The following is a 6,923-nucleotide window of genomic DNA, read 5'->3' as shown; positions in this document are numbered from 1 at the left end:
CGCAGCCGGCCGGCGACCAGCGAGCCGACCAGCAGGCCCACCGCGCCCGCCTGGGTCAGCGCCACCCAGGCGCCGTCCCCGCCGAGCCGGGTGGCGGCGATCAGCGGGCCGAGGGTGAGCAGCACGGCGCTCGCGCCGTTCCACACCCCGTGGGCGATCAGGCTGGTCCAGTACCAGTCCCGGGAGCGCACCTCGCTCCAGCCCTCGGCGAGGTCCCGGCGCAGCGAGCGCGGGGCGTCGGGCACGGTGTCGTCGGGTGCGGTGTCGTCGGGTGCGGGGTCGCCGGTCGCGCGGTCGACGCGGAGCCGGGCGAGCAGGGCGGCGCTCAGGACGAAGGAGGCGCCGTCCAGGACGAACGCCCAGCCCGGTCCGGCGGTGTACACCAGCAGTCCGGCGAGCGCCGGGCCGCCGAGCCGGGCGGCGCCGGTCGCGGTGCCGAGCAGGGCGTTGGCCCGCAGCCGCAGCTCGCCCCGGACGGTGGCCGCGACCAGCGGCGAGGCGGTGGGCATGGCGAAGGCGGAGGCGATGCCGCCGACGGCCGAGGCGGCCGCGACGTGCGGCAGACGGGGGTGTCCGTCGAGCAGTTCCAGGCCGACGAGCAGCTGGGCGAGGGCCCGGACGAGGTCGGTGCCGAGGGCGACCAGCCGGGGATCGAAGCGGTCCCCGACCACTCCGCCGACCGGTAGGAGGAGCAGCTTCGGCACCATCGCGCAGCCCAGGACCAGGGCGAGCGCGGCGGCCGAGCCGGTGGCGCGGGTGATGGCGATGGCGAGCGCGGCCGGGACGACGGCGTCGCCGAGCGTGGAGACCGTCCGGCCGATGAAGAGCAGGCGGAAGCCGCTCAGGCTCAAGGGGTGTGCTGTCACGCGCCGCACTGTATTTCGGTGTCAAAATTTCGGCAACGAATATTTCGACGCCGTCGTTTCTGTGGCGGTTTGTAGACTCCTTCCCATGGCCGAGCACCCTTCCGAACAGCACACTCCGCCCCGCGGCCGGACGGGGCCCCACGACCGGACGGAGCCCCGCGACTGGACGGACGGTCACGTCGACCGCTGGCAACCGGTGCTGCCCGACCTCGACCCGGTCATCGAGGCCTCCGTCACCCGGATGTGGCGGCTCACCCGCCACCTCGGCCGGGTCCGCGAACAGGGCGTCGCCGACTACGGCCTGCACAAGCACGAGTTCGACACCCTGCACGTGCTCGCCGGCCGCGGCGGCCACGCCGCCCCCTCCGACCTGCGGGCCGACCTCAACCTCGCCCCGGCCTCGGTCACCGGCCGGCTGGAGACCCTGGAGCGGCGCGGCTTCGTCCTGCGCACGCCGTCCACGGAGGACCGCCGGAAGGTCGACATCGTCCTGACCGAGGCCGGGCGCGCCGCCTGGCGCAAGGCCCTGGACGTGGTGGGCCGGGAGGAGCAGCGGCTGCTGGGGGTGCTGTCCGAGGAGGAGCGGCGCACACTGGCGGACCTGCTGCGGAAGGTGATGCTCGCTCAGGAGACGACGCCGGAAGGCTAGACGTCCGCCAGCGCTCCCGTACCGGGGTCGACCCGTGGCGCCCGCCCCTGGTATCGATGGGGGCGGGCGATTCGAACGAGTGCCGGTGCCGGACGGTGTGGGGGCGCGGCCCCGGGACGGGCGGGGCTACCCCGTACCGGCGATCACGCCCTGGCAGGGCGGCCTGCCGCAGTTCGCGCTGACCGACTACGGGCGCAGCGCCGCGTGCGCGCTGGAGCGCACGTGCTCGGTGTGCGGGCGGTTCATGGAGCGCGGACCGGTCTGGCGGGTGGTCGGCGCCGCCGAAAGCCCCGCGATCGCGGGGGCGCTCGCGGCCGGGCAGCCGTACCGCAACCTCGCGCCCACCATGGAGGGCCCCGGCCACCGGGCCTGCATGCTGTACGCCGCCATGGTCTGCCCGTACCTGGCCCGCCCCAACGCCCGGCGGCGGGCGGGCGCGGCGGGCACGGCGGGTTCGGGGGATTCGGCCGCCGTCCGGGGTGCGGTGCGCGGTGGCACGGGCGCGGTGGTCGGGTTCGGCGACTACGAGTACGCCGTCACCGGGGCTCAGGTGCTGTTCCGCTTCCTCGACGTGGTCGAGTTCCTGCCGCACGAGTCGGCGGACGAGCACCTGGCCGAGCTGTGCGCCGAGCTGGCGAAGCCCTCGTAGTACTGGTGGCCCTCCCGGCTTTCGTGGCCCTCGTGGCGCTCGTGGCCCTCGCGGCCCGGTGGCCCGGTCGGCGGGAGGTGCCGGCCGGGCCGGGGCGTGGGCCGGAGGGTCAGAGCGCCCGGCTCTGCGCCCAGTCGTAGAGCCGGTGGGCGCTGTCCCCGAGGCGGGTGGCGTACAGCGTGTTGGCCGGGCCGCCCGCGAGTTCCTCGGAGGTGGTGGTGACGCCGACGAGGGTGCCGGTCCCGGTGGCCGGGTCGAACCGGGCGAAGTGGGGGCCGCCGCTGGCCCCATGGGACATGTCGCAGGACTCGCCCCACAGGACCGGGGCCTGGGGGCCGGGGCGGGCCGGTCCGGCGCAGTGGATCATGCGTGAACCGGAGTACGTGGCGGCGGGGTTGTTCAGCCGGTCCTTGGGATAGCCGAAGGTGTGGACGAACTCGCCCTCGGTGGGCGGGGTGAAGGCGATCCGCTGGGCACCGGTGACGTCGGCGATCCGCCGCCCCCCGGCCGAGGGGTTCGCCACCAGGACCCCGGTGTCGTAGCCGGCCACGGCGACGTCGTTCGAGGTCGTCCCGCCACGATCGGCGTCCCAGCGGGAGGAGGTTGCCATGGTCCTGATGCTGAAGCCGCCGAGCGGCTTGGTCCCGTTGCGGTAGCCGGGCACGAAGTAGAGGTTGTGGTTCCAGGTGTCGGCGGTCGCGGGGGCCCCGACGCCCCGCAGGCAGTGCGCCGCCGTGAGCAGCGTGCTGCGGTTGGCGCTGTTGACGACGGTCGCGGTGCAACTGCCGTCGTAGCCGTCGGAGAAGGTGAAGAAGAGCCGGCCGACGCTCCGGTCCACCGCTCCGCCGTGGGTCCACACGGCCCCGGGGTCCGGGGTGTCCGCGGGCAGCGGCCGCGGGTCGTCCGGCGTGTTGTCGTCCTTGGGCAGGGGCGTGATCTCGGGGACCAGGGCGCCCGCCAGCTTCATCCGGTCGGGCGTCCAGTAGGCGTCGATCCGGCCGCGCTCCTGCGCGGTCGTGGCGCCGGCGTGCGTGGTGACGGTCTCCCGCTCCGCGGCGAGGGCCGTGTTCGGCAGCAGCACCGCCGCCGTGGTCGCACTCAGCAGGAGGGCGCCCACGGCGGCGAGCCTGCGGGGCATGGCGCGGTCGGTGGTCGGTGTTCCGGGTGTCTTCGGCATGCACGGCACCGTAGGCACGGGATGTCAGGCTCCCGTGTGGATCGGGTTTCGGCCGGCCGTCGAAACGATCAGGTTCCGGTAACGGCGCCCCGGTCCTGTACCGGTGGCCGCCGCTCGGCCTGAGCCAGCATCAGGGCCGGTAGGAGGGCAGGCCCTTGACGGTGGACACCTGGGTCGGCGCGGCCGAGCCGTCGGCGGGCAGGGCGCTGACGCCGTCCGGGGTGCGGACCGCGATGGTCCTGCCGTCGGGGGACCGGGCCAGGTCGCGGACGACGGTGCCGAAGTCGACTTCGACCTCGACGAGGAGCTTCGCAGGGCGGGGTCAGCAGCGGATGCGGGCCGTGTCACAGCCGTGGAACAGGACGGGCGCGCGCCGTGGCCCGCGCGGGGTGCCGGTTCAGAGGCCGAGGTCGGTGAGGCCTGGGTGGTCGTCGGGGCGGCGGCCGAGCGGCCAGTGGAACAGCCGCTCCGCAGCGGTGATCGGCAGGTCGTTGATCGAGGCATGCCGCTCGGCCATCAGGCCGTTCCGGTCGAACTCCCAGTTCTCGTTGCCGTAGGAGCGGTACCAGTGGCCGTCGCCGTCGTGCCATTCGTAGGCGAAGCGGACCGCGATGCGGTCCCCGCCGTACGCCCAGAGCTCCTTGATCAGGCGGTAGTCCAGCTCGCGCTGCCACTTGCGGGTGAGGAAGTCGGCGATCCGGTCGCGGCCGGTGAGGAACTCGGAGCGGTTGCGCCAGCGGCTGTCCGGCGTGTAGGCGAGGGCGACCCGTCGGGGGTCGCGGGTGTTCCAGGCGTCCTCGGCGGCCCGGACCTTCCGGTGGGCGGTCTCCTCGGTGAACGGGGGCAGGGGCGGACGCTGCTCGGTGCCGGTCTCGGGCATGGATGCTCCTCGGAATGGGCGTTCCGTCGATGAGAACGATCGTTCTCGCTGTTGTGGCTACAGTAGGAGAACCATCGTTCTCACGCAAAGGGCACGGCAGATGGAGCAGGAAGACCCACGGACCCGGATCCTCGACGCGGCCGAGGAGCTGTTCTACGGGCAGGGCGTCCAGTCGGTCGGCATGGACGCCGTCCGGGCCGCCTCCGGCGTGACCATGCGCCGCCTGTACCAGCACTTCCCGTCCAAGGGCGAGCTCGTCGAGGCCTACCTGCTGCGCCGCGACGGCCGCTGGCGGGCGAACCTCGCCGTGTACGTCTCACGCACCGGAGGCTCCCCGAGGGAGCAGCTGCTCGCGGTCTTCGACTGGCTCGGCCGGTGGTTCGCCGAACCCGGCTTCCGGGGCTGCGCCTTCGTCAACTCGCTCGGCGAACTCGGTGCCGTCAGCCCCGCGGTGGTGGCCGCCGCCCGGCACCACAAGGAGGAGTTCGGCGGCTACCTCGCGGGCCTGGTCGAGGCGGCCGGAGCCCCGCCCGCCACCGCCGTCCACCTGACCCTGCTGGCCGAGGGGGCGATCACCAGCGCGGCCGTCCACGGGGATCCGACGGCCGCCGCCGACGCCAGGGAGGCCGCCCGGCTGCTGCTGGACGCGGCACCGGCCCGATAGCCGGCGGCCCCGGCGCGGATGCCGACCGTCCGGCCCGCGGCCGTCACCAGGGCTGTGGAGCAGGTGAGTTGTGGCACCGGGTGGTACCGGGTGGTGCTGGTGGGGTGTCGTCGGATGCGAGCGTTCCGGGCCGAACCGCACCGGGCGAGTGCTTTTCGCTCGAACGCGCGTTTATCGCCCATTGATCGACACCGCCTAGCCTCGGGTGCATGGACGAGAGAACGGCCGAGCGGCCGGGGGCGTTGCCCGAGGGGCGGATGACGGAGCAGGACACCGAGCGGTTCCGGCAGCTGCTGGCGCGGCTGGAGGACTCGCTGGCGGTGGACCGGAAGACGGCGCGGCGCGATGCCTGAGTGCGCCGAGCCGGGCCCGGTGGCGGTGCTGCCGGCGGTGGTCCCGCCGGTCGAGGTCCTGCCGCTCTGGCGGCGGGGCGAGGCCGGGCAGGACCGGAACGCGGACCGGCCCGGGGTGCTGCGGGGGCACCCCGGGCCGGTGGCGGCCGGTCGGTCCGGTCGGTCCGCTCAGGACGGTCAGGCCGGCCGGTCCGGTCAGGACGGGAGGGCCGGCGCGGAGCCGGCGGGCTGACCGGTCAGCTGCAGCCGCAGTCGCAGCAGCAGCCGTCGCAGCAGTCGCACCCGTCGCAGCAGTCCCCGTCACAGCAGTTGCAGCAGTCGCCGCAGCCGGGGTCGCCGCAGTCGCAGCAGTCGTGGCGCTGGCAGAAGCCCTCGCGGCGCTCGCGGCTGAACGGGTCCTCGTGATCGCAGCAGAGCAGCTGGCAGGTGCAGGCCATCAGGGCCCACATCGCGCACCCGGCGAGCAGGTTGCGGGGGTTCGGCGGCTTCTGGCCGGGCGGGGTGAAGCCCGGGCCCTGCGGCACCCACGGCGGGATCGGCGCCTGGCCCGGCGGTGTCTGCTGCGGCGGCGCCTGGTGCGGGTGCTCGCCCGTGGTGGTGCCCGTGGCTGCGCCCGCGGTGTCCGGGCGGCGGCAGCTCGCCGTGTGCCGGGCGCGCCCGAAGACCCGCTCCACCGCGCGGTCGGTCTCGTGTCCGAGCAGGACGTGTACGAGGGTGCGGTCGGTCAGGTCGACCTCGCGCAGCGCGAGCCGGATGCCGTGGACGGCGTCACGGCAGAGCCGTTCGGCCTCGGCGCGGTCGGTGCCGGTGGCGGTCAGCGGGTTCCAGGCGCCCGAGGCCGCGTCGGCGGCCTGGTCCTCGGCGGCGTCGAGGAGGTGGGCGAGCTGGCCGAACAGCCGCCCGGCCTCGGCGAGCGGGGCGGCGTTGCCGGGGCGCCCGGCGATCACGGCGGTGTGCGCGAAGGCGGCCGAGGTGGCGGTCTCGGTGGGCTCGGTGACCAGCAGGACGGAGCCGCCGGGGCGCAGCGAGCGCTCCAACTCGCCCTGCCGGGAGGCGGCGTCGAGCAGTACGGCGGTGTCGAAGCCGACGGCCGAGGCGCTGCCCGCGCTCTGCCGGTCCCAGCGCCGGGTGACGGCACGGGCTCCGGCGGCGACCGGGCGGCGGGCGAAGACGCCGTCGCGGTCCTCGACGTGGTCGCGGATCTTGACCGAGGCGAGCGCCAGCGAGACGGCGGCGGCGAGCCGGGCGCCCTCGCCCTTGGCGACGGAGGCGGTGCGCATGCCGCGCAGCGGGCACGGTCCGGCGGTGCGGCGCCAGGAGGAGTCCTCCCGGGCGGCCTGGGCCTCGACCAGGACGGAGATGATCAGACCGTCGTAGTTGGTCGCCGTCCGGGCGAGCTGTCCGTGGTCGTCCCGCAGCGCGAGGCAGAGCCCGCACAGGTGGGCCATCCAGGAGGTCTGCAGGCGCTCGGACAATCGATGCCTACACGGTCTGATGATGCCGAACACGCTGGTCCCCCTCGCCTTACGGGCCGCAGACCGGCCACGATTCGCCGCACATCATATGATCAGCGCCCCTCCTGGAAGCCGAGGTCCCGTCAAGCCGCCGCCCGACGGCCGGGCGCGCACCCCGCCCGACGGCCGGGCACGCACCCCGCCCGGCGTCCGCGCGCACGCCACGCCCCG

Annotated in this window: 8 protein-coding genes; 4 read left to right on the top strand and 4 right to left on the bottom strand. The window is 74.8% G+C overall.

Translation table 11 applies throughout. The features are described 5' to 3' along the window. The coding region (locus tag AE652_RS31455) for an MFS transporter (RefSeq protein WP_049657722.1) at positions 1-866 on the bottom strand (866 nt) is incomplete at its 3' end. An 85-nt stretch (positions 867-951) separates the two neighbouring features. Here AE652_RS31455 and AE652_RS31450 point away from each other — a divergent pair. Both AE652_RS31450 and AE652_RS31445 read left to right on the top strand, forming a co-directional pair. Continuing rightward, complete coding sequence (locus AE652_RS31450) at positions 952-1,515, top strand: MarR family winged helix-turn-helix transcriptional regulator (protein WP_079272614.1); 564 nt, start codon at positions 952-954, stop codon at positions 1,513-1,515. Between the two features lie 85 nt (positions 1,516-1,600). After that, on the top strand, positions 1,601-2,164 hold the full coding sequence (locus AE652_RS31445) for a hypothetical protein (protein ID WP_049657718.1): 564 nt from the start codon (positions 1,601-1,603) through the stop codon (positions 2,162-2,164). A 109-nt stretch (positions 2,165-2,273) separates the two neighbouring features. On the opposite strand, the gene AE652_RS31440 is transcribed toward AE652_RS31445, so the two are convergent. Beyond that, entirely contained in the window at positions 2,274-3,341 is a 1,068-nt protein-coding gene (locus tag AE652_RS31440; protein WP_049657716.1) for a serine protease, read from the bottom strand. 397 nt (positions 3,342-3,738) lie between these two features. Further along, a complete protein-coding gene (locus AE652_RS31435; protein ID WP_049657712.1) occupies positions 3,739-4,221 on the bottom strand; it encodes a nuclear transport factor 2 family protein in 483 nt (160 codons plus the stop codon). 100 nt (positions 4,222-4,321) lie between these two features. Here AE652_RS31435 and AE652_RS31430 point away from each other — a divergent pair, with 100 nt between their 5' ends. Together AE652_RS31430 and AE652_RS46755 are read left to right on the top strand one after the other, a co-directional pair. Further along, on the top strand, positions 4,322-4,885 hold the full coding sequence (locus tag AE652_RS31430) for a TetR/AcrR family transcriptional regulator (RefSeq protein WP_049657711.1): 564 nt from the start codon (positions 4,322-4,324) through the stop codon (positions 4,883-4,885). 209 nt (positions 4,886-5,094) lie between these two features. Then, positions 5,095-5,238: a hypothetical protein gene (locus AE652_RS46755; RefSeq protein ID WP_158077759.1), complete on the top strand. Its 144-nt coding sequence runs from the start codon at positions 5,095-5,097 to the stop codon at positions 5,236-5,238. A gap of 236 nt (positions 5,239-5,474) precedes the next feature. Here AE652_RS46755 and AE652_RS31420 read toward each other — a convergent pair whose 3' ends face one another. After that, a complete protein-coding gene (locus tag AE652_RS31420) occupies positions 5,475-6,746 on the bottom strand; it encodes a DUF5685 family protein (protein WP_049657708.1) in 1,272 nt (423 codons plus the stop codon). Positions 6,747-6,923: the final 177 nt, after the last annotated feature.

It is taken from the genome of Kitasatospora sp. MY 5-36 (assembly GCF_001182915.1).
In the GTDB taxonomy this organism is placed as follows: Bacteria; Actinomycetota; Actinomycetes; order Streptomycetales; family Streptomycetaceae; genus Kitasatospora.
This window is presented reverse-complemented; position numbering and strand designations above follow the sequence as displayed.